This window comes from Sphingobium sp. TCM1 (assembly GCF_001650725.1).
Taxonomy (GTDB): domain Bacteria; phylum Pseudomonadota; class Alphaproteobacteria; order Sphingomonadales; family Sphingomonadaceae; genus Sphingobium.
In genome coordinates, this window is sequence record NZ_LXVX01000021.1 from 1 (window position 1) to 20,567 (window position 20,567).

The 20,567-nt window shown below is 63.0% G+C and carries 22 protein-coding genes and 1 pseudogene; 9 read left to right on the plus strand and 14 right to left on the minus strand.

All coding sequences use genetic code 11. The features are described from left to right. Positions 1-85: 85 nt before the first annotated feature. Entirely contained in the window at positions 86-850 is a 765-nt protein-coding gene (locus A7Q26_RS15095) for an IS6 family transposase (RefSeq protein WP_066861315.1), read from the plus strand. A 51-nt stretch (positions 851-901) separates the two neighbouring features. On the opposite strand, the pseudogene A7Q26_RS24680 reads toward A7Q26_RS15095, so the two are convergent. After that, positions 902-1,477, minus strand: a pseudogene (locus A7Q26_RS24680) (DUF4158 domain-containing protein); the annotation flags it as partial. A gap of 128 nt (positions 1,478-1,605) precedes the next feature. Between A7Q26_RS24680 and A7Q26_RS15105 the strand changes: the two are divergent. Continuing rightward, positions 1,606-2,211 carry a recombinase family protein gene (locus tag A7Q26_RS15105; RefSeq protein ID WP_061939924.1) on the plus strand — a complete coding sequence of 202 codons (606 nt, stop codon included), beginning with the start codon at positions 1,606-1,608 and terminating at the stop codon, positions 2,209-2,211. Further along, on the plus strand, positions 2,208-3,569 hold the full coding sequence (locus tag A7Q26_RS15110; protein ID WP_061939921.1) for a hypothetical protein: 1,362 nt from the start codon (positions 2,208-2,210) through the stop codon (positions 3,567-3,569). The genes A7Q26_RS15105 and A7Q26_RS15110 overlap by 4 nt, the downstream gene beginning before the upstream one ends. 83 nt (positions 3,570-3,652) lie before the next feature. Here A7Q26_RS15110 and A7Q26_RS15115 read toward each other — a convergent pair whose 3' ends face one another. Continuing rightward, positions 3,653-3,976 carry a helix-turn-helix domain-containing protein gene (locus A7Q26_RS15115; protein ID WP_066861321.1) on the minus strand — a complete coding sequence of 108 codons (324 nt, stop codon included), beginning with the start codon at positions 3,974-3,976 and terminating at the stop codon, positions 3,653-3,655. Beyond that, a complete protein-coding gene (locus A7Q26_RS15120; protein ID WP_066861324.1) occupies positions 3,973-4,341 on the minus strand; it encodes a type II toxin-antitoxin system RelE/ParE family toxin in 369 nt (122 codons plus the stop codon). The genes A7Q26_RS15115 and A7Q26_RS15120 overlap by 4 nt, the downstream gene beginning before the upstream one ends. 392 nt (positions 4,342-4,733) lie before the next feature. Between A7Q26_RS15120 and A7Q26_RS15125 the strand changes: the two genes are divergently transcribed. From A7Q26_RS15125 to A7Q26_RS15135, 3 genes are all read left to right on the plus strand, one after another. Continuing rightward, positions 4,734-5,366 (plus strand): transcription elongation protein SprT, encoded by a 633-nt coding sequence (locus tag A7Q26_RS15125; protein ID WP_066861327.1) that lies wholly within the window; start codon positions 4,734-4,736, stop codon positions 5,364-5,366. A 121-nt stretch (positions 5,367-5,487) separates the two neighbouring features. Beyond that, positions 5,488-6,123: a nucleotide-binding protein gene (locus A7Q26_RS15130; protein ID WP_066861330.1), complete on the plus strand. Its 636-nt coding sequence runs from the start codon at positions 5,488-5,490 to the stop codon at positions 6,121-6,123. Further along, entirely contained in the window at positions 6,120-6,407 is a 288-nt protein-coding gene (locus A7Q26_RS15135) for a ribbon-helix-helix domain-containing protein (RefSeq protein ID WP_232313822.1), read from the plus strand. Before A7Q26_RS15130 ends, A7Q26_RS15135 begins: the two co-directional genes overlap by 4 nt. 28 nt (positions 6,408-6,435) lie before the next feature. Here A7Q26_RS15135 and A7Q26_RS15140 read toward each other — a convergent pair whose 3' ends face one another. From A7Q26_RS15140 to A7Q26_RS15175, 7 genes are all read right to left on the minus strand, one after another. After that, positions 6,436-7,443 carry a replication initiator protein A gene (locus A7Q26_RS15140; protein ID WP_232313823.1) on the minus strand — a complete coding sequence of 336 codons (1,008 nt, stop codon included), beginning with the start codon at positions 7,441-7,443 and terminating at the stop codon, positions 6,436-6,438. Positions 7,444-9,345: 1,902 nt separating this feature from the next. Beyond that, entirely contained in the window at positions 9,346-10,011 is a 666-nt protein-coding gene (locus A7Q26_RS25225; RefSeq protein WP_157102572.1) for a hypothetical protein, read from the minus strand. 123 nt (positions 10,012-10,134) lie between these two features. Further along, on the minus strand, positions 10,135-11,694 hold the full coding sequence (locus A7Q26_RS15150; RefSeq protein WP_443018165.1) for a type IV secretory system conjugative DNA transfer family protein: 1,560 nt from the start codon (positions 11,692-11,694) through the stop codon (positions 10,135-10,137). Between the two features lie 10 nt (positions 11,695-11,704). Beyond that, complete coding sequence (locus A7Q26_RS15155) at positions 11,705-11,986, minus strand: hypothetical protein (protein ID WP_066861340.1); 282 nt, start codon at positions 11,984-11,986, stop codon at positions 11,705-11,707. A gap of 384 nt (positions 11,987-12,370) precedes the next feature. Further along, positions 12,371-13,099 carry an SIMPL domain-containing protein gene (locus A7Q26_RS15165; RefSeq protein WP_066861345.1) on the minus strand — a complete coding sequence of 243 codons (729 nt, stop codon included), beginning with the start codon at positions 13,097-13,099 and terminating at the stop codon, positions 12,371-12,373. Next, complete coding sequence (locus A7Q26_RS15170; protein ID WP_066861347.1) at positions 13,096-13,323, minus strand: conjugal transfer protein TraD; 228 nt, start codon at positions 13,321-13,323, stop codon at positions 13,096-13,098. Before A7Q26_RS15170 ends, A7Q26_RS15165 begins: the two co-directional genes overlap by 4 nt. A gap of 37 nt (positions 13,324-13,360) precedes the next feature. Next, complete coding sequence (locus A7Q26_RS15175; protein WP_066861349.1) at positions 13,361-13,663, minus strand: conjugal transfer protein TraD; 303 nt, start codon at positions 13,661-13,663, stop codon at positions 13,361-13,363. Between the two features lie 172 nt (positions 13,664-13,835). Here A7Q26_RS15175 and traA point away from each other — a divergent pair, with 172 nt between their 5' ends. From traA to A7Q26_RS15190, 3 genes are all read left to right on the plus strand, one after another. Further along, the gene (gene traA / locus A7Q26_RS15180) at positions 13,836-16,940 is read left to right on the plus strand and encodes a Ti-type conjugative transfer relaxase TraA (protein WP_066268888.1); all 3,105 of its coding nucleotides are present in this window, start codon (positions 13,836-13,838) and stop codon (positions 16,938-16,940) included. A 14-nt stretch (positions 16,941-16,954) separates the two neighbouring features. Next, the gene (locus A7Q26_RS15185; protein WP_066268885.1) at positions 16,955-17,665 is read left to right on the plus strand and encodes a DUF6118 family protein; all 711 of its coding nucleotides are present in this window, start codon (positions 16,955-16,957) and stop codon (positions 17,663-17,665) included. Between the two features lie 469 nt (positions 17,666-18,134). Further along, positions 18,135-18,581: a flagellar hook-basal body complex protein FliE gene (locus A7Q26_RS15190; protein ID WP_197421634.1), complete on the plus strand. Its 447-nt coding sequence runs from the start codon at positions 18,135-18,137 to the stop codon at positions 18,579-18,581. Positions 18,582-18,885: 304 nt separating this feature from the next. On the opposite strand, the gene A7Q26_RS15200 is transcribed toward A7Q26_RS15190, so the two are convergent. The 4 genes from A7Q26_RS15200 to A7Q26_RS15210 all read right to left on the minus strand — a co-directional run bounded on the left by A7Q26_RS15200 (position 18,886) and on the right by A7Q26_RS15210 (position 20,549). After that, positions 18,886-19,353, minus strand: coding sequence for a YybH family protein (locus A7Q26_RS15200; protein ID WP_066861352.1), 468 nt, complete (start codon positions 19,351-19,353; stop codon positions 18,886-18,888). Continuing rightward, positions 19,350-19,475 (minus strand): twin-arginine translocation signal domain-containing protein, encoded by a 126-nt coding sequence (locus tag A7Q26_RS24690; RefSeq protein WP_084439156.1) that lies wholly within the window; start codon positions 19,473-19,475, stop codon positions 19,350-19,352. Before A7Q26_RS24690 ends, A7Q26_RS15200 begins: the two co-directional genes overlap by 4 nt. Before the next feature lie 85 nt (positions 19,476-19,560). Then, the gene (locus A7Q26_RS15205; protein WP_066861355.1) at positions 19,561-20,133 is read right to left on the minus strand and encodes an RNA polymerase sigma factor; all 573 of its coding nucleotides are present in this window, start codon (positions 20,131-20,133) and stop codon (positions 19,561-19,563) included. Beyond that, a complete protein-coding gene (locus A7Q26_RS15210; protein ID WP_066861358.1) occupies positions 20,130-20,549 on the minus strand; it encodes a periplasmic heavy metal sensor in 420 nt (139 codons plus the stop codon). Before A7Q26_RS15210 ends, A7Q26_RS15205 begins: the two co-directional genes overlap by 4 nt. Positions 20,550-20,567: the final 18 nt, after the last annotated feature.

The window sequence follows — 20,567 nt, forward strand, 5'->3', positions numbered from 1 at the left end:
CCGTCGGAACTGGACAAGTCGGCTCTGTTGCAAACTCTGACACGGTTTCCAAGATTGGGCTCATGTACTGTCAAGGTCAGTTGCGATGAACGATTTCAAAGGACGGCATTTTACCGGCGAGGTCATCCTATGGGCGGTGCGCTGGTATTGTCGATACGGCATCAGCTACCGTGATCTCGAGGAAATGCTGGCGGAACGCGGCATTTCGGTCGACCATACGACGATCTATCGCTGGGTCCAGTGCTACGCCCCGGAGATGGAGAAGCGGCTGCGCTGGTTCTGGCGGCGTGGCTTTGATCCGAGCTGGCGCCTGGATGAAACCTACGTCAAGGTGCGGGGCAAGTGGACCTACCTGTACCGGGCAGTCGACAAGCGGGGCGACACGATCGATTTCTACCTGTCGCCGACCCGCAGCGCCAAGGCAGCGAAGCGGTTCCTGGGCAAGGCCCTGCGAGGCCTGAAGCACTGGGAAAAGCCTGCCACGCTCAATACCGACAAGGCACCCAGCTACGGCGCAGCAATCGCTGAGCTGAAACGCGAAGGCAAACTGGCGGCGGAAACCGAGCACCGGCAGGTGAAATATCTGAACAACGTGCTCGAGGCCGACCACGGCAAGCTGAAGATGCTGATCAAGCCGGTACGTGGCTTCAAGTCGATGCCAACGGCCTACGCCACGATCAAGGGCTTCGAGGTCATGCGCGCCCTACGCAAAGGACAGGCCCAGGCATGGTGCCTGCAGCCAGGTATCATGGGGGAGGTGCGCCTGGTTGAAAGAGCATTCGGAATTGGACCCTCGGCCCTGACCGAAACCATGATTATGCTCAATAAGCATTTCGCCAATGCTGCCTAATCCCCCAACTGGGTGACGCCGCGCGGCCGTGCCCCATGTTTGCAACAGAGCCCGCTGACGCATGTCTGCATCGAGATTATTGTCGACGGCGGCGATCAGATCGGCTTCCGCCCGAAGCATCGCCTCGGCCGTCATCCGCTCGACTACGCTGACGCCAGGAATGACGATGCGCCGCGTGCGCAGCTCGTCGAGCAGTCGATCGAGCAGAATGCGCCCGTCCACGATGGCCATGGCTTCGGTTTCCAACCAGTTCATCATGATGCCGCGCGCTGGCCGGCTCAGATCGGTGAATCCGAAGCGCGCCTTGATGGCGGCAAGCTGATCGTAGCGGGTCGGCGCTCGCCGCGCGAAGTCGGCGACGGCGCCTGCATCCACCCCGACCTGCTCGGCGATGTGGTCGAGCATGATCGCAGGCAACAGCTCGCCTGCACGTAGATGCCGCCCCGGGTAGCGCAGGCAGCAGAGTTGCAGGGCGTAGCTTAACTGGGTTGCCGGAGTGCGTGCGGTGCCGATCGCAGCAAGGTCCTCGGCATCGAGGCCATGGTGCCGCACTACCGCCGCTTCGCTGTCGGGCAAAGCAAGCAATGCAGCGCGCTGCCGCTCGGTCATCGGGATGCGGGCAGGCATGTTTCATCCTCCAAAAACCTCTTGCCTTTTGGCACCTTAATGAAAGAGGATTATGAAAGGCGGAAGGCTGCGGAAATGCGTGCATGCTGTTCCCGCCTCAGGATACGACCGTTTGTGAAAGATACTGGATGACACGCGAACCCTATCTGATCGGCTATGCCCGCGTGTCGAAGGGCGACGACCAGTCGAACGCCGCGCAGCGGCGCGCGCTCGATGCAGCCGGCTGCAAGCGCGTGTACGAGGAGACCGCCAGCGGCGGGCGGTGGGACCGGCCCAAGCTCCTGGAGATGATCGGCCAGTTGCGCGACGGCGATGTCGTCGTCGTCTGGAAGCTTGACCGACTGTCGCGCAGCCTGAAGGACATGCTGCACATCATGGAGCGGATCGAGCTGGCAGGCGCAGGCTTCCGCTCGCTAACCGAGGCGATCGACACCACCACTGCGGCAGGGCGGATGATGATGCAGATGGTCGGAAGCTTCGCCGAGTTCGAGCGCGCGATGATCCGTGAGCGCACCAGCGCCGGCTTGGCTCAGGCGCGAGCAGAAGGACGGATCGGCGGGCGTCGGCGCAAGCTCGGCGACAAGCAGCGTCGCGAAATCGCCGAGTCCGTCACTTCCGGCCGCAAGTCCGGTGCCGAGATGGCACGGCTCTACGGCGTCAGCGAACCCACAGTCTCGCGCATCGTCGCCGCGCACCGCCAGCAATTGGGGCAACAGCAGAGGGAACAGGCATGAAGCGTGGTCACGATCTGTCCGGCGTTATGAAATTCGCCACCTCGCCGGCCTGGGCCGATCATCTTCGCGATGCGCTCGGCGATCATTTCGGGCTGGCGATGGAGGAGTTCGACTTCGAAGCGGATGAGCTGGCGGACATCGTCGGCGATCATTGGGCGGGCGTGTTGTGGGGATGCGCGTTCGAGGATCTGCTGACGCGCACCATCCAACCCGGGGACCGGAACATCGTTGATGACTATATCCGGCGCCGGGGCTGGAACGAGAGCGGCCCGACCAAAATCTACCTGCGTGCCCTTCGATCGTCGGTGATGAGCCTCCACGAGGTGAGCGAGGTCGAGCCCGGCAGTGGCTTCCTCGTGCGTGACCTGATCCGGGGCGGCGAACCCCTTAGAGTATCGGAGCGCAGCGCCTCGCAGACGCTGAAGCAATGGGACAGGATCGGTGCCCGCGTCGTGCAGGTCGGAGGCAAGCACCTCCTGTCGGGCGGCGTGTTGTCATTCACGATGGAGGCGGCCGAGGCGCTCGTCGCCGATCTGCGGCGTTCGAAAGGCAAGCGTAGCCCAAACACCGCATTGAAGCTGAACCCCGACGATTTGGCCGCACTTCCGGCACTCATCAGCACCGCATGGCTGTTCGATGTCGTTCCCAAGACCATGGGACCGGCGTCCATCCCCACGCTGCTCAACAGTGATGGCGAGGAGGTGGTGTTCCACCGCGTGCGCTTTCCCTTTGCACGCGGCGTGACCCAGGCGCTGGTCGGCGAGCGGCTCGACACTGTCCCTACGCTTCAGCGGGAAACCACGCACTTCTGGAACTGGCTGGGCGAAAAACCGGACGGAAAGGCGAGAAGCACTGGCCGTATGGCGTGGGGTGTGACGATGGCGAACGGCACCCCGGTGCTCGGCAATGTCGAATTGAAAGGCCGGGCTCTGGTTCTCGCCGTCACCTCGGCCGAGCGGGCGAAACGCGGTACCGCGCTCATCACCGATGCGCTCGCCGGGTTGGTCGGCTCGCCGCTGACCACGATCGAGACGATCGAACAGGCCATGGCCGCGCGGGCCGAGGGACTGACAACATCCGAACCGGCACCGGCCATTGCGCCAGAGGTGGCAACCCCGCTCGTTCATGCCATGCTCGACCGCCAGTACCGCGCGACGCTCGATGAACCCGTTGGAATGCTTGGGGACATCAGCCCACGTGCGGCCGTTCGAACGGCCGCAGGCCGTTATCGAGTAGCTGGGTGGCTCAAGCATCTCGAAAACCGTAGCAGCGCTCACCCCGAACCGAACGACCCGATGGCAACCTACGATTTCACCTGGATGTGGCGCGAACTCGGCATCGAAGACCTGCGGAAATAGTCCCCTTCCACTGACGCTGACGCCTACCGTGAATCTGTGTCCGATTAATGCATAAGGGCCTCATGGCGTGCGACAATGGGCGATCAGGCAAGAATCTGGATGCCGTGCTTCTCCACGATCGACAGCAGCTTGAGCGCCGCGCCGCTGGGTTTCTTGGCCCCGGTTTCCCACTTCTCCACCGTGCTTTCGCTAGTGTTGAGGTAGCGGGCGAACACCGGCTGACTGACCTTGTTGCGCTCGCGCAGCCGCTTGATTTCCTCCGGCTCGATCGCCGGCGGCTTGGTCAGGCAGCTTTCATCGAAATGACGCATAGTGGCCTTGTCGATCACCCCGACGCGATACATGCCAGCGGCGGCGCTATGGATCGCCTCGAAAGCATCGCTCTTGAACTTACTCTTGGCGGTCATGTGCATATCTCCACTATCTCGCGGGCTTCCAGCTCCAGCTCAATCTGATCGTCCGTCTTTCGGGCATAGAGATCGGCAAGATCACGAAAGGCCCGCAATTCGGATTCATCAATATTGGCTCGGTCCTTCTTGGCGAACAGATAAGCGTAAACCCAGAAGCGCCGTCCTTTTGCGAGGATAATGCTCCTATGCCTGTTCTTGTTCAGCCGCTTCTTGAACACGCCGCCACCCAAATCGTCGGCCTGCCCTTTCGTCACTTCCCGGATGGCCTCGCATAGTTCGTCGTCCGAAATGCGAGCCTTGCGCGCTGCCTTGGCAAACCACGCGGTCTTGAAAGTTCGTGCGGTCGCTTCGGCATCGCTCATGGATAATATCTAGCACTTAGTGCTATTGAAAACAAGGTGGCGATCATGCGCCTGCCGCTGGCGCGGCACCGTGGCTCTAGTCGCTCGCGCTCCCCAAGCCCGCAAGCGGTCTTGGCCCAAGGTGACGATCCACATGGCGGAAACGAGATCGCTGCGCGGATCTCGCGTCATGGTGCCGGCGTGCGCCGGCGCGTCGTTTGTTGGCGTGGGGAGAGAGCGTTCCGCCCCCCTCTCCCCAACAACGGCAATAGACGGGCCGTGCCTCGCTGCGCTGCGGCCGCACCACCCCGTCGATTCCCGCTGCCCCCCTCTCCTGCCGGCGTTCTTGGGCGTCCGTGTCCGGCCGATGGCCTGGCCATCGCCGGTCAGGCGATTTGAAGGGAGTAAGGACGATGACCCACGAAACCCGCGAAAGCTGGCTCAATGCTGTGGCGGCGGGCATGGCTCCGCTGTTCGAGGCGCTGGACGCCTCCCTGCCCGATCGCGTGCGCGTGGCGATCGGCTTCACCAGCAGAGGCGCGAAGGCCAAGGCAATCGGCGAGTGCTGGGATAATCGGTTGAGCGCGGACGGGCATTTTGAAATCTTCATCCGGCTCGACCTGGCGCACGCGCCGGACGCCATGCCAGCGCAGATCGCGGCCATCCTCGCGCATGAGCTGGTCCATGCCGCCGTCGGCATCCCGGCAGGGCATGGGAAGGCGTTTAAACAGCTTGCGCTCGGGCTTGGCCTCGTCGGGCCGATGCGCGCCACCACCCCCGGCGAGGCGTTCCTTGCGGCCATTGCGCCGGTCCTAGAGGGCGTCGGCCCTCTCCCCCATGCCCGTCTCGATACGGACGGAGAGTCGACCGCGCCCAAGAAGCAGAAAACCCGGATGCTCAAATGCGAGTGCGCGACGTGCGGCTATACCGCCAGGACCGCGCGCAAGTGGCTTGAGCAGGCCGGAGCGCCGCTTTGCCCGATCGAGGATCACGGCCAGATGCAGCATGAGCCGCTGGACGATGACGGCCCCGAACCAGAGGAATGATGCGGCGCGCTTTCGTCATATCAGATTCAGCGCCTCGCTATCGTCATTTCGGGAACGATAGGGCTTCCCCTTCCGGCTTGCTGTGTATACAAGTATAAGACTATACGTGTAGGAGTGTAGCATGAAGGTTCTCGCCATTCTCTCACAGAAAGGCGGCGTCGGGAAAACGACGCTCGCAACCTGTCTGGCGGTCGCGGCCGAGCAGGCGGGCAAGGTGGCCGCGATCATCGACCTGGACCCGCAGGCGACGGCTTCGTTCTGGAAGGACGTGCGCCAGCTCGACACGCCCGCCGTGGCGTCGATTCAGCCGGTGCGCCTGCCCGCCATGCTCAAAGCCTGCGAGGATGCCGGCACCGATCTTGTCGTGATCGACGGGGCGGCGGTCGCGCGCGACGTGGCCTATGAGGCAGCGCGCCATGCCGATTTCATCCTGATCCCGACCAAGACGGCGGTGTTCGACACGATGAGCATGACACACACGCTCGACGTGGTGCGTCAGCTCGACCGCGCCTTTGCCGTGGTCCTTACCTTCGTGCCCCCCCAAGGTCAGGAAACCGGCGATGCGATTCAGGCCGTGGCGGAGCTGGGCGCAACGGTTTGTCCGGTGACGATCGGCAACCGCAAAGCCTTCTTCCGCGCCCAAGCCGCAGGCCAGGCCGTGCAGGAATTCGAGCCGCATGGGCCAGCGGCCGACGAAATCCGGCGACTATACGAGTATACAAATATACGCCTATACAATCAGGCAGAGGTGGCATGATGGCAAAGGGCGGAAATAGTCTGCAAGCGGTGTTGAACCGCGCCAAGGCGGACGGCGACGCAGCCCCGGCCCCGGCGCTGGCGGTCGAGCCGGTAGACGTGACCCGCAAGGCCCCGCCGAGCGGCCGACAGGGGACCAAGTTGATTGGCGGGCATTTCCCTCCCGAGGTTAGCACGCAGCTTCGTATCATCGCGGCCGAGGAGGGGACGACCGTTCAGAGCCTGCTAGGCGAGGCGTTGGACGACCTGTTCGTGAAGAAGGGGAGGGGGCGCATCGCAGGCTAGTATAGGTGTATACAGCTATACGCCTATACTAGCGCAATGGGGCGGTTTTGTGCTTGTTGCGGCAGAAGCCGATGAAGGCGGCGCGGGGGCTTTTCAGTTCCGGCCGCCCGCTGTCGATCCACCATGACACCCATTGGTCATAGAGCGCGTAAACGTCATAGCCTGGCGCAACGCTCTTGGCGTCGTGGAAGCCTTCGGGGTCGATATAGGGCCGCTCGGGTTCCGCCTCGATCGCCTCGACCGTATCCAGCGCCTCGCGATTGCGGAACGTGACCGCATCGCCATTCATTTCCACGGCATAATCGGGCAGATGATCGTGTGCGACGAGATCGCGTAGCATTGAGCGGAACACACGCAGATGGCTACTCGCGCCGGTCTTTTTCTGTAGCGTTTCGACCGAGATCGACCATTTTTCCTGCGCGCCGCAATGCTTGCGCGCCAGCTCGTAGATACGCCGTTCGAGCGGCTTGCGGAGGCGGAAATAGTCGCGGTGCAATGTCAGGACGCTACGCCCCTCGACCATTCGCAGCAGCCAATCCGAGAGCGTCACCTTGATTTCCGACATTTGGCCGGACTTGGTTTGGCGGACGATCCGCCATTCGTTGATGAGGCCGAAACCTTCGGTGATTTCCTCGCCATCGGCCTTGATGTTCGTGGTGATCCGCGTCCCGGACAGCCGCTCGAACGCATTGCGGAGCCGGTCATAGCCATCGCCATCGGTTTGCCGGTTCGTCCACACCAGCAGATCGCGAGCGGTGAGGTGCAAAGTGCGGCTCGGCCGCTCCCCCTGGTTCATCTTCGCGATGAGCTGGGAGATGCAGTAGATCAGAATATCCTTGTCGTGGATCGTCGCTAGCCCTTTGACGCTCGGGACGATTTCGAGCTTGTTGCCGTTATGCTCATAGCGGAACACGCGGCGGTCGGGCTTGGTCGCGAGCGAGAAAATCGGATGCTCCATCGAGGCCATGTCATCCTTGGGGATCGCGTCAAGAACATCGCAAATGAACAGATCGGGATCGGGATAACGAACCGGCAACAGGGGAGGGCGTCCCTCCGCGCCGTTCGGGGTTTCGATGACGGCAAGCGGAAGTTCGGGGTTTCGTTGACGGTCAGGCTCGATTCGGGGTTTCATTGACGGCCAATCTAGATTCGGGGTTTCATTGACGCAACGGAAAAGTTCGGGGTTTCATTGACGGTCGCCCATGATTCGGGGTTTCGTTGACGCAGATTCGGGGTTCTGGAGTCAGTAGATTCGGGGTTCCGTTGACGGGCAAGGCCAAAAAACGCCCGATTCAGTCAATATTATCAATGCGTTGTGGAATCGCCAAAATCCCGTAACACAACTCTTTAACCCATATATTAACACTAGGCCGACCTGCGGATAACTTTGGCCGCAAAGCAAATCTGATACCGCAGCGTCGTGGTTTCACCCACCAGTGTCCCGCCAGATCGGACAGCTTGTCCCGATTTTCGGGACAGCGGCAGCGCGACTCACCGGCGCAGCGCTTCAGGCACAATCAGAAAGAAGAAAAGCGCCGCCTCTTGGGGCTTCGCCCCGCCGGCTCGCGGCCTTCGGCCGCCCCGGATCGCTAAAGCGATCCTCCCACCCGGCATCCCCATGATGAGCCGGCTCCGCCGGCACGCCTTTGTTGGTGTGAGGATCGTTTAAACGCTACACCCCTATCGCAACCACAGCACCAGCGGCACCGTCGCAATTGGCTTTCCAGAAAAGCCAGGCGGATAGGGCAGCGATCAATCCGAGAGGGCAGGACAGGCGGAAATGTCGCCACAGGGACGATTTCCGGGCCGCTGGACGGCATTTCGACCGTTCGGCATGGGGTTGGAGGGTCGAGCTGCCTATACCGCTCTACGGGCTTCCTAGGCGGCCGATTTTTAAAACGCTAGATCCTCGCCAATCACCCGTCGCGCGGACAATCGAGACCGGCTATATCGGATCGGCCCAACGGCACGATCGCGGTCGGACCCGCCGTGGCTGCTAACGCGGCAGGTCCAATCACGCCGGATCGAACTTCCCCGCGAACTCGCGATCGGCATAGTAGGCGAGCTTGGTGGCGACGATCGCCGCGCAGAACGATGCGACCCACCTGGAACAAGAGATCATTCCGGCTGCCCGTCGCATAGGCCGATAATCCGATCGACCCGCAAACGGGATCGGCTTTCCTCATCATCGATCATGCGACCTTCGATGGCGAGGCACTGCCTGTCCGCTCAGCACATCGGTTTAATGCAAGGTTGGAAAAAACGTTGGGAGCAAGTGTCGGACATGCGTAAAATTCTGCTTCCAGCTGTCGCGCTCGCATTTGCCAGCGTCCCCTTCATTTCTCCTCCGGCAGCCTGGGCTCAGTCAATATCCGCTGCACCAAGCGCCCAAGGCTGCACATTCCAGTCGCTGTCTCAAGCAGACAAACGCCGCTACCAGTCACGTTATCGGAGACGGGTTCGGGTCGATGGACAGGCTTATGCGGACAGGTGGCTGTATCAACAGGTGTGTATGACCGCCGAGCAGCGAAAAGCACTGCGGCCACCGGCGAAAGGAAAGAACTGTCGCGCCGTCTCGCGACCCGTCACCAGCATGGACGGATCGATGACGGTCGGAATCGGACGAGTGTGCGATAAATGAACATTTCTTGCCATTCACAACTGATGAATTCGCGTGACCCAGGATCGAGCGACCCGAAGCCCTTCGATCCGGCTTTCATCCATCGGCGTTACAGCGTATAAGGCTATGGTTTCATACGCTGTCAAATAGGGTCTGGCAGGCTGTTACCTGCCAGACCCACATTCCAAAACAAAGTGAGATCATCCGCTAGCTTTATTAAAAAGCGGTCCAGTCTATCCAATCATCCTTAATAAACTTCTGTGCCGTACGGGACTGCCTTTAGTATATCTACGACCTCGGATTAATCAGAATCCTATTCTAAATTCTGTTTATCTCGCGTAGGGCCGTTTCAATTATCGCCTTTCGTCCCGCAGCATCACACATTAGATATGCCTTCAGGACAGTTATGTCCTGGTCTTCGAGTTCATAGAGTAAGGTTCTTAATCTCGGCGTAAGCTCCTGCACGGGACCAGGCAGGGTTTTGGGAGGCGGCACCTGCATTCTCGCAGATAGGGCCTTGATCGTCGCGTCGAACACCTTTCTACGATCCGCGTAAGGGCTGTTCCAAGACGCGGCAAGGCGGAACGCCATTCTCCGTTCGTTCTCAGACATAGAGTCCAAATGCTCTAGAAGATTAAGCTCAGGCCTGCTTACTAAGGGCCAGCAGAAGTCTAATTCATCATGAGGAGCATGGCCTTGCCAAGGCGAGCGTTGTTCGGCCCAGCGCCGACGCTGTTCCTCCGTTTGCAGCTCTTCCAACTCAAATGCCAAGCGCGCAAACTTTATCCATGCAGGAAAGTGTATTTCTCGCCCTGCTTCAAGATTCTGTATGTCTCCCAACGATGGCACGCGGACCACGCGAAAGTAAGTGGTTAGTCGAGAGATACGATCGATCAGATCTTCTTCGCTCCAGCCAAAATGGGCGCGTGCGTCGCTGAGCCAGATGCTGGCAGCTTTCGCGAGTTGAGAAAGAGAACGTGCCACGTTGCGCTCCTTGCTAGCGGTGTTGGTGGCGGGCGGCCCATGAGACGCGCTTAAGACACGCTGCGAATGGGGAAGCCTGTCCAGAAAAGCTCACTTTTCATCTTCCGGGACCGGTGTGTGCGATCACGCTGGATCGAACAGGCCTGCAAATTCGCGCTGGTCGTAGTAGCGGATTTTCTCCACTGCCAGCGGATGCTCGCCCTGCCGGAGCAGCAGCAGCGTATCGACCGGTATCCGCATGATTTCGTCCGGCGTGACGAGTCTCCGGGCAGTGACATGTGTGTTAACACTCTCGGAGGCATCACGCTTGTCGAACAAGCTCGTTTTTCGAGACGTGCTGACCGTCGCATATTCGATCGTCGTGTCGCCGATCGTGCGCGAGATCATGTCGGCGGTGGCATGGTCATTGACTCCGAACGCCTGGATCACGCCGGCATTGGACAGGAAGGTGCCGGCGCGCTCGCCGTACAGGGCGCGCAGCTGGTGCATATCCTGAAGGATCGGCCAGAGCTGGAGCCCGTAGCCAGCCATTAATCCCATCGCGCGTTCCACAGGCTCCAGTCGGCCGAGCGCCGCGAACTCATCCAGCAGGAACAGGACAGGCCGCTCGGGCCGGGCAGGAGAGCGCGCCATGTCGGTGACGGCCTGTGCGACCAGCAAGCGCAGCCAACGCGCATAGGTGTCGAGGCGGTCGGGCGGCAGGCACAGGAACACGGTGCCGGGCCGTTCCTTCAGCTCCGCGAACCGGAAATCGGAAGCCGATGTGCTTTCGACCAGGCGAGGGCTGTCGAGAAAGTGGGTGTGGCGCTGCGCCGAGGACAGCACACCGGCCGCCTCGCGATCGGACTTGCCGAGCTGGCGGTTGGCGGCGCGTGCGATCAGGCCGTGGGCACCGGTGCTGGCCTGCATGTCCACCAGCAACGCGGCGAAGCCGGCGGGGTCGCGGGTGAGCTTGTCGCGCACGGTCGCCAGCGTAGCGCGGGCAGGGGGCTCATGGATGACGGTGTGCAGGATTACGCCAGCGATCAGCGCCTTGGCTTCCTCGTTCCAGTGCGCTTCGCCCGATTGTCCCGGCGCATCGTGGACCAGCGCGTCGGCGATCGTCTGCGCATCTTCCGCAATGTCCGGGCTTGCCGGGTCGAGCTGCGCCAAAGGGTTGTAGCGGGCCGCAGGACACCCCGAGACCCCGAAGGGGTCCAGACACCACACAGGCCCTTTCCTGACCCTCGTACGGGCCGTAACGCGGGCATTCTCCCCCTTGGGATCAATGCAGACCACCGAGCGATCGAGCAGGAGCAGGTTGGGGATGATCGTGCCGACGCCCTTGCCCGATCGGGTGGGAGCCATCGTCAGCAGGTGCGCCGCGCCGTCATAGTGGAGCAGCTTGCCGGACTTGGCCGAGCGGCCGATCAGGAGATCCCCGTTGGTTTCCAGCTTGCGCACATCGGCGCGGTCGCCGAAGCGGGCCGAGCCAAGCAGTCCGTTACTGCGCTCCTGCATGGCGTACTTCCAGACGAAGACCACGTAGGCGGCCAGCGCGACCCAGGCGATCGTGCTGGCAACCGGTACGGGCAGCAGCTTTTCGAGCAGCCAAGAGGTGCCGTACACAACGGCAAGACCGCCCGCGACGGCAAGGATGCAGCCCGCGTTACTCTCCTGCCCCACCAGTGGCCTTGCCATCATTCCCTCTCCTTCAAACTTGTCCCAGCGGCGTGATGCCCAGAGCCGGATCGGCGTCGGGATGATCGAGCAGCTTGAGGATGATTTGCGTGGCGAGGGGAGGGGGCACCGCTTCTTCGCGCAACATGTTGAACAGCGCCTCCTCGGCGGGCGTTAGCGCCATGCCTTCAATGGCGATATTGGCGCGGGATTCGGCATCGGCTTCATGCCAAACCTCCACGTCAGCGGGCGTGCCGCGCACGAAATCCAGTGCACGGACTTCCCGACGGATCGCTTCAATATCCAGTTCGGCCATCGCAGTCCGTATCATGCCGCTCTCCGTCGAGCACGCTCAGCGCGTTAAGCAAAGCTCCCATGCCATCCTCTGCGGCCATTGCTCCGCCAAGCGCCCACCACGCTGCGCGCCGATGACGATCACCCACTGGATGGCGTCTGTTGAAGCGGCGGGCTTCGCCAGCAAGGGCGGCAACCATCACCTTGTCCTCGCGCCATGACTGGCCTTGCCAATGCGCGAGGCGAGCGTCGAGATCGGCCCAAAGCGAATCCTCCCCCTGCATGGACGTTGAGGCGAGCAGATCGTGCAAGTAGGGGAAGCGCTCGCGTGTCATCAGGCGATGTACCCGCGCTTCGCCATCATGCACCCAATGGGTGAATGGTCCTGTCCGGGGTGGCGAAACAATCATTTGGGAGCCAGCGCGAAGTTCACGCGCACCGTCACCATCCCGGCATTGGTTCCCGCCATCACCGGGGCCGCCTGTTCAGCCTGCACCGCGACTACCGGGGGCGGCGCGACCATGCGGGCGTCCATGGCCCCCATTTGCGGCATGTAGCCGCCCTGGCCGCCGTCATGGATCGCGAGCACGCGATCGATGCGGAGGCTGGCGGCATTGGCATAGGCCTCAGCCTTGGCGCGCGCGGCCTTGTAGGCGGCATCATAGCCGCTCAGGTTCGCCTTCTCGGGATCGGCAACCGAGAGGTCAGGGCCGGATACGATGTTCGCCCCGGCATCGGTGACAGCGGCGATCGCCGCGCCTACCCGCGTCGTGTCCCGCATCCGCACGGTGAGAGTGTTGCTCGCTTCGAAGCGGCCTTTGTTGGGGCCGTAGTCCACGCGATTGACTGACAGGCTGCGGGTCTGGATATCGCGCGCCGGCACGTTCAACCGGGCGAGGGCGGCGGCAATCCGGCTCATGGCCTCGGCGTTGCGGGCACTGGCGCTTTTTGCGTCAGCCGCTACGCTCGACAGGCCGGCGGTGAACAGCGCCTGATCGGGCGTAGCTTCGGTGCGTCCGGTGCCTGCAACCGTCAGCAATGTCTCGCCAGGCTCAAGGCCGCGCGGATCGACAGGGTCACGATCGCAGCCGGCAATGACGACGCACAGCGGCAAGGCCCACAGAAGCTTCCTCAAGGCAGTCTTTCCTCCATATCATCGTCCGTATCGAACGCGCGTTTTCCGCGTCGCTTCCAGAGCGCAAGCGTGTCGCCGGTCTCGTCGCCGCGTGCCTTGCCGACCAGTTCCAGCAATGCGCCGTAAATGGTGGCGCGATCATCGTCGGCGAGATCGACCAAGCCGGCTTTCTGGACGAGGCCGCCCAGCTCGATCAGGTGGCGGGTGCGTTCGCGTCGGGCCACGACCCATCCTCTCGTATCGGTGCGGCGCTGTCCGGCTTCAACCCTGCAAACCGCCTGCGCCAGCTTCGCTTGGCTCCTTGTCGTTGCCCGCAGCGCCGCGCCCACCCTTGCGCCCACGTCGTTGAAAGAAGGCGACGCCCTTCGCGCGCCATGCCTCCTTTGCTTCCGCGTTCGCTTCCACGGCGGCGATGAGCGCGCCGGCGAGCGTTTCCATGTCGAGCGCGTCGGCCCCGGTCGCCGCCACCAGTTCGCCGAGCTGCTGCACCTTGCGCGCCTTGAGCGCCTTGGCCTTGTCACCCAGCGCTCGCAGCTCGGCGTCATAGTCGCGCGTCTTTCGCATGTTCTCTCCTTCGCGCCCGAAATGGAAGCCGCAGCGTAGCACGATCGCGCTGGCAGGATAGCGGTTCCGTCATGAAATGCGGTGAAGTCAATCACGCGAACGGCAGAGAGTGTGAGTGCGCGCTTATACGTCGTTGCCGACGTGCGCTCAGAAGTGCAATAAGCAGGGTGTCATGGCGATCTACCATTTCTCGGCCAAGGTTGTGAGTCGCGCCAACGGATCGAGCGCGGTTGCAAGCGCGGCCTATCGTGCAGCGGAACGGCTGCACGATGATAGACTCGGGCGCGACCATGATTTCTCGAATAAGGCAGGCGTCGTCCATTCGGAAATCATACTGCCCGAAGGCGCACCGGAGCGTTTAAACGACCGCGCTTGCCTGTGGAATGAAGTCGAGGCCGGCGAGAAGCGCAAGGACGCGCAGTTGGCGCGCGAAGTCGAGTTCGCGATCCCGCGCGAGATGAACACGGCTCAGGGCGTGAGCCTCGCCCGCGATTTCGTCGAAAAGCAGTTTGTCGATCGGGGCATGGTCGCGGACCTCAATGTGCATTGGGACAGGGGCAAGGACGGCGAGCCCAAGCCGCACGCGCATGTCATGCTGTCGATGCGCGAGGTTGGCCCCGAGGGCTTCGGGCAGAAGGTGCGCGAGTGGAACAGCAATGCGCTCCTGAAGGAGTGGCGCGAGGCGTGGGCCGATCATGTCAACGAGCGGTTGGCCCAGCTGGATATTGATGCCCGCATAGATCATCGCACGTTGGAGGCGCAGGGCATTGACCTTGAGCCGCAACACAAGATCGGACCGGCTGCGTCGCGGATGCCCGAACAAGGGCTTGAGGCCGAGCGGGCCGAGGACCATGCCCGGATCGCGCGCGAGAATGGCGAGAAGATCATTGCGCGGCCCGAGATCGCGCTGGACGCGATCACCCGGCAGCAGGCGACGTTCACGCGGCGCGACCTGGCGCAGTTCGCGTTCCGGCACAGCGACGGCAAGGATCAGTTCGACCAGGTGATGAGCGCGGTGCGGACCTCGCCCGAGCTGGTGGGGCTGGGCAAGGACGGGCGCGGCGAGGACCGCTTTACCTCCCGCGATATGATCGACACCGAGCAGCGGTTGGAACACGCCGCCGATCGTCTTGCCGACAAGGCGAGGCATGGTCTCCCGGCAGCGTCGCTGCAAAGGGGGCTGGACGCCGCCGGGAGTGAGGGCCTGGTGCTCGGGGGAGAGCAGCAAGCTGCGCTGGCGCATATAACCGGCGAGAAGGATATTGCCATCGTGGTCGGCTACGCCGGCACCGGCAAATCCGCCATGCTGGGGGTCGCGCGCGACGAATGGGAGCGCGCTGGCTACCAGGTGCGCGGCGCGGCGCTGTCGGGGATCGCGGCGGAGAGCCTGGAAGGCGGATCGGGCATCGCCTCGCGCACGATCGCCAGTCTCGAATATCAGTGGGACCAGGGCCGGGAGCTGCTAGGTCCGCGCGACGTGCTGGTGATCGACGAGGCCGGCATGATCGGCACGCGCCAGATGGAGCGGGTGCTGTCGGCGGCCGAGCGGGCGGGCGCGAAGGTGGTGCTGGTCGGCGATCCTGAGCAGTTGCAGGCGATCGAGGCGGGCGCGGCGTTTCGCGCGCTGGCCGAGCGGCATGGGGCGGCCGAGATCAGCGAGGTTCGCCGGCAGCATGAGGACTGGCAGAAAGACGCCACGCGGGCGCTGGCGACGGGCAGGACCGGCAAGGCCGTCCATGCCTATGAGGCGCATGGCATGGTGCAGGCGGCGGACACGCGCGAGCAGGCCCGGGCCGAGCTGGTCGACCGATGGGACGCGCAGCGCAGCGCCGATCCGGACAAGACCCGGATCATCCTCACCCATACCAATGCGGAGGTGCGTGACCTGAACCTGGCCGCGCGCGATCGGCTGCGCGCGTCGGGCGAATTGGGCGACGACGTGCGCGTGTCGGCCGAGCGCGGCGCGCGGGAGTTCGCCAGCGGCGACCGCATCATGTTCCTCAAGAACGAGCGCGGGCTTGGCGTGAAGAACGGTTTGCTGGGCAAGGTCGAGCGGGTGTCGCCCGACAGCATGGCGGTGCGGCTCGACGATGGCCGATCGGTGGCGTTCGACCTCAAGGACTATGCCCATGTCGATCATGGCTATGCTGCCACCATCCACAAATCGCAGGGGGTGACTGTCGATCAGGCGCATGTGCTGGCGACGCCGGGGATGGACCGCCATTCGGCCTATGTGGCGCTGTCGCGGCATCGCGAGGGCGTGCAGCTCCATTATGGCCGCGACGACTTCGCCGACACCGGCAAGCTTGTCCGCACGCTGGGCCGCGAGCGGGCGAAGGATATGGCGTCCGACTATCCGATGTTCCGCGACCGCGACGCCGAGGCGCAATCGTTCGCCGATCGGCGCGGGCTGTCGGGTGAGATCCGCGTTGCGGATGCGCCCGAGCGGAAGGGCGTGGAGATCCTCGCGCCGAGCGCGGGAACTTCACGCCAGATGGGCGACGACCGCGGCGCTGGCGAGGCGAAGGCCGCGGGCGAGGGGCGGCCGCGGCGGGGTATGTTCGACAATTTCCGGCCCGCACCCGAGCGGCCAGCGCCGGCGACCAATCGCGGCCAGGGCGAGAGGCCCAAGCGCGGCATGTTCGACGGGTTGAAGCTGTCGGCCGAGCCGGCGAAGGGCGCGGAGCGCACGCCGGCGTTGCCGGATCGCGGCCAGGATCGGACATTCGCGCGCGCGGTCGAGCGGACCTCGCGTTCGGCCGAGGCGATGTTGCAGGCCCGCGCATCGGGCGGGCCGGTGTTGGAACATCAGAAAGTCGCGCTCGAGCGCGCGACCGAGGCGCTTGACCAGATCAGGCCAGGAGCTTCGCGCGACCTCGCATCGGCGATGCAGCGCGATCCGGCCTTGCTGCGCGACGCGGCGGCGGGACGCAGCGGCCCGATGATCGAAGCGATGGCGCAGGAAGCTCGCGTGCGCACCGATCCGAACTTGCGCGCCGATCGGTTTGTGGAACGCTGGCAACAGCTCTCCCAGGACCGAGACCGCCTCTATCGCGCCGGCGACATGACGGGCCGCGAGAAGGCGGGCAAGGAAATGGCGGGCATGGCGAAAAGCCTTGAGCGCGATCCACAGGTGGAATCGATCCTGCGTAATCGCACCCGCGAGCTGGGGCTTGAGATCGGCATGGAGCGCAGCCCGCAGATGGGCGGCGGCGAGCTGGGCCGCCAGTTGACGCATGAGCTGGGAATCGGCCGCGACCGTGGACTTAGCCGGTAGGGAGAGAAACAAACATGGACGAGGACGAGTATCGCGAACCCCATGCCGGCGACGATCCAGTGGCCGCGTTCGAGCGGTTGCGCGGCGAGGTGTCGTTGCTGCGTCATGCGGTCGAAGGGCTGACCGCCGCGCGCGAGTCCATCGACATTCCCGATTATCAGCCGACGCTTGAGCGTACCGAAAAGGTGCTGGGGGTTCTGGCCCAGCAGATCGCCGCGATGCGGAAAAGCCCTGCCCTGTCGATGGACCCGGCGCATATGGCGGGCGAGATCGCGACGGCGGCGATCGGCGCGCGCCGCGAGGACCAGCGTCTTATCACCGAGGCGCGCACGGCGCTGGACCAGGCCGCGCGTGAGATCGGGAGCCGGCTTGCTTCCGCGCGGCGCGGCGACGAGCAGAATCGCTGGCTATATCTGTTCGGCGGTGGCGGCCTGGTGCTGGGGCTGTTGTTCTATGCCGCGTTGGCGGGGCCGATCGCGCGTCTGACGCCCGATAGCTGGCTATGGCCTGAAGGCGTGGCGACGCGCGTTTTGGACGCGCCGACGCAATGGGAGGGGGGGCAGCGGTTGATGCGGGCCGCTGCGCCGGAGCGCTGGGAGGCGATCGTCGCGACCGACAAGCTGTTGCGCGACAATCGCGAGACGATCGAGACGTGCCGCAAGTCGGCGACGAAGGCAAAGAAGCCGGTGCGCTGCACGATCGAGGTCAAGCCGGCGACAGAATAAGGGTGGATCCCGAGCATGATCGGGGTTGCGCGGGGCGGTAATGTCACGGTACAGGGCCGACCCCGCAGCGCAGGCACTTCGATGCCGCTCATAGGTGCACTCCCGGCAGCCGGGCCGACGAGGGAAAAAGCGCCGTCAGGCGCCAGCGTAGGGGCATCAGCGTGGCAAAGGTGAGCCCCCATACCCAAGCTGCCAGCGCGAGCGGCAAGGGTGTCGTGCGCGATTGTCCTTTGATTTAGCGAGAGAAGGCGCGCTGCACAATTAAAATGCCCCGTATGTAGTGAGTCCCATCTCGTCAACTGCCAATGATTAGACCTCTGGTCGCGCATCGTCTGGCAGGCTTGGACGAATCCTATAAGGATCGGCGCACGGCTTTACGATGAAGCAATCATTCCTAAGCGTCGTTAACCATCCTCTAACGCATGCGATGCGATTATACAGCTATGCTAGAGGTCGCACCGGGGTGAACATGAGCAGCATCTTCAACGACGTCATGGCCGTGCGAAGCGCCATCCTCGACAGGAATGCGGCGCTTCGAAATGTAGCAAGCAGCGCGGGTTCTGTTGGTAGCCCCGGGGGTGCGGGAGCAAAATTCGAAGCAGCGATGGATACCGTGCTTGGAAAGGCGGACGGTGCAGACTCGCTTGCAGGGCCTGGCTCAAACCAAAGGATTTTGGGGACTGAACGTACGGAACCAGGCGGCTTTACCTCTACACTGCAAACACAGATTCAAAAGATTAATGAAATCAACGCTCGCGCCGGCCAGTTGACAGTCGCCTATGAGCGCGGCGAAGAGGTCGATATTGCAAAGGTCATGCTCGCGCGGCAGGAGTCGTCGATCGCGTTCGAGGCGACGCTGCAAGTTCGCAATAAGTTGCTTTCCGCGTATAAGGACATCATGAGCATGCCGGTCTAGCGCAATCTTGTCCACCGTATCATTGTGAGCAAGTCAAATAAGCACCGTATCAGCTATGATGGGTTCAGTTCGGCATCGAAGGGTATGTTATGAGAAGATCGAGGGCGATTATCGCGGCCATGTTTCTGTTACCCCTAGCCGTAACGGCTTGTGGCAGCAGCGAGAAAACGTCGGACATCTCCGAGGATCAGATGAACCATTATGCCGGCATAGCGGAGCACGATCACCCGACGAATTCGACCAGCGCGACACCGCAGTCGGCTACGTCGAATCCAGCGAAGAAGCAGTAGCGGCCATAGACCGATCAGGAGCCTTTCGGCTTGCGACCGCTATTGTGCATGCTGACGATTTTCCAGCTATTTCCCTCGCGCGTTAAGACGCTGGTCGCGACGCCAATACGCTCGGCTACGGCTCCGTTCTTGGGTTCGATTCGATAGCGGTAGGTCTCGGTAGCGAGTGCAACCGGTCCCTCAAAGCGAACGCTGACCTTGTAGTCGGAAAATGTGAACGACTTGAACGCCGCCAGCTCTGGCCCAAGATGATGGGCGAGGTAGGTGGCGTAGCTTCCCTCGGAGCCACCCGTTTCGAATATCTGCGAGTCGGCCGCGAAGAATCGCTCTGTCCCCTTCGCATCGAGCTTCTCGATCGCGGCCTTGTACTGCGACAGCACCGCCTCCACGGCCCTTGTATCCGCGACGCGCGCAGGCTGCGCGGTGACTGCGATCGGCGTCGCCAGCGATGTGGCTACTGCCACCCTCAATGCCAAAATCATGTTTTCCCCCTTGAGAACGCCAGATGGTTGAGGCCGCCATGTATGAAGGTGCCCATGGCCAGCGTGCCGCCGAGCATGGCGGTTCCGCGCATCACGTCGCGCCGGTTCAGATTGCGGCTCATGCCGTTCCTTCACTCCGATCTATGCTTGCAGCCGGGGAGACGCCGCCGACATTACCCCATATTACGCATGAACCAGTCCACCCCCTCATGCGCGATCGAGAATATCCAACAATTTTTTGCGTGCGCGCCGAAGCCGCGTCTCCACGGCCTTGCCACTGATCCCCAGCGCGGCGGCGGTTTCCTTTTGGGACAAGCCCTCCACGGTCCGCAGCAAGATCGTCTCCTTGAGCGTGGCCGGCAGCTGGGACACCGCGCGCGAAAGCCGGACTAGTTCCGCGCGGTCGAAGGTTACCGCGTCGGCGCCTGGCGCCTCATCCCACTCACTTTCCATCGTCTCGGGCGGCAGCGAAGAAGCGAACGATAATATCTGGCGTATGCGCCGCCGCCGATGCCAGTCGCGGCTCTTGTTGATCGCCACGCGGGCCAGCCACGCAGCGAGCGGCCGATCTCCGTCATATCTTGGCAGGTTCTGAAAGGCGGACGCGAAGCATTCCTGAGTGAGGTCAAGCGCCTCTTCGGCATCGCCGATATGTGCACGGATCAGGCGGTAAACCGGCCCCTTGTGCCGGCGCATGATCTCGGCGAAGGCGGCCTGACGTCCAGCGAGCGTCAAGGCGGCGAGTTCGCCGTCCGTGCAGGCCGAAAGTTCAAGACTCACCGCGCGTCTGCGGTCAGCGCCTTCACCACCGCGCGGTCGAACGTCCTCGCCTGGTCAGGCCGCAGGATCTGCCGCATCGCGAACATATGGTTCAACGTCTCCTTTTGGAGCTCGCCCATCGAGCCGTGCGAACGATCGACAGCGGCCGCGACCTGCGGCCCATTGCCATGCTCGACTTCGATGGCGTCGGCGAGCCGCGCGTTGTCGGCCCTGAGTTCCAGCTCCAAGGCACGCCTTCGGACGGCGAAGCGAGACTCCAGCGTCTGGAGTTTGGTCCGTTGAGCCTCGTCCAACTCAAGCCCGTCGTGGAGCAATCTGTGAAGCTCCACGCCTGGGGTCGTCGACGAAGGAAACACTTCGCGTCCAGCCCACACGCCTGCGACCGCTGCTGTGAACGCGATGGCCGCGATCAGCATCGTTCTCCGGGCGCTGCC